Annotated in this window: 1 pseudogene; it reads left to right on the top strand. The window is 61.2% G+C overall.

Annotated features, from left to right (window positions below):
* Nucleotides 1–75 precede the first annotated feature (75 nt).
* Nucleotides 76–836: pseudogene (locus J6525_RS46470) on the top strand (IS5 family transposase).
* The last annotated feature ends 14 nt before the right edge of the window (nt 837–850 follow it).

Here is an 850-nt window from a genome sequence, read left to right as displayed (position 1 = left end):
CTAGGGTCCGTACTCAATAAGGATTCACGGTTGGGCTAAATCGTGATTCAAGGTCTCTAATTTGAGGAGGCCTTGATGCGCAAGCAACTCTACTGGTTGAGCGAGGCGGAGTGGAAGCGTCTTGAGCCGTTGCTGCCGCGTGGACGGCGCGGTGCACGTCGGGTGGACGACCGGCGCGTGATCAGCGGGATCGTACACATGCTGCGGTCGGGAGCGCGTTGGCGGGATTGTCCGCCGGAATACGGTCCCTACACAACGATTTACAACCGGTTCAACCGCTGGAGCCGACAGGGTCTCTGGTTCGAGATATTCGAGGCTTTGACCGGCAAGACCGGGATCGTCGGACCGGTCGCCATCGATAGTTCTCACATCAAAGCGCACCGCTCGGCCGCCGGCGGAAAAGGGGGGACTACGAGGAAGCCATCGGCCGCTCGCGCGGTGGCCGGACGACGAAGATCCACGCCTTGACCGATGACGAAGGGCGTCCGCGCGTCCTCCTGCTTTCTCCAGGCAACATCAACGATATCGCGCTGGCACCGGCCCTCCTTGCTGCGGCGGGGCCTATCCAGCGGCTGATCGCCGATAAAGCCTACGATGCCAATAGTTTGCGAATGCTCCTCGCCGAGCACGGGGCCAAGGCCGTCATTCCGTCCACCACCAGCCGCAGCCAGCCGATCCCCTACAGCAAAAGACTCTACCGCCGGCGCAACCTGATCGAGCGCATGTTCGCTCGTCTCAAGGACTTCCGTCGTATCGCTACCCGCTACGACAAACTCGCAAGAAATTTCCTTGCTGGCGCCTTCATCGCCGCAGCCGTAACTTGGTGGCTCAATTGAGTCCGGACCCTAGC

The organism is Bradyrhizobium australafricanum, assembly GCF_020329495.1.
Classification (GTDB): Bacteria; Pseudomonadota; Alphaproteobacteria; order Rhizobiales; family Xanthobacteraceae; genus Bradyrhizobium; species Bradyrhizobium australafricanum.
This window is presented reverse-complemented; position numbering and strand designations above follow the sequence as displayed.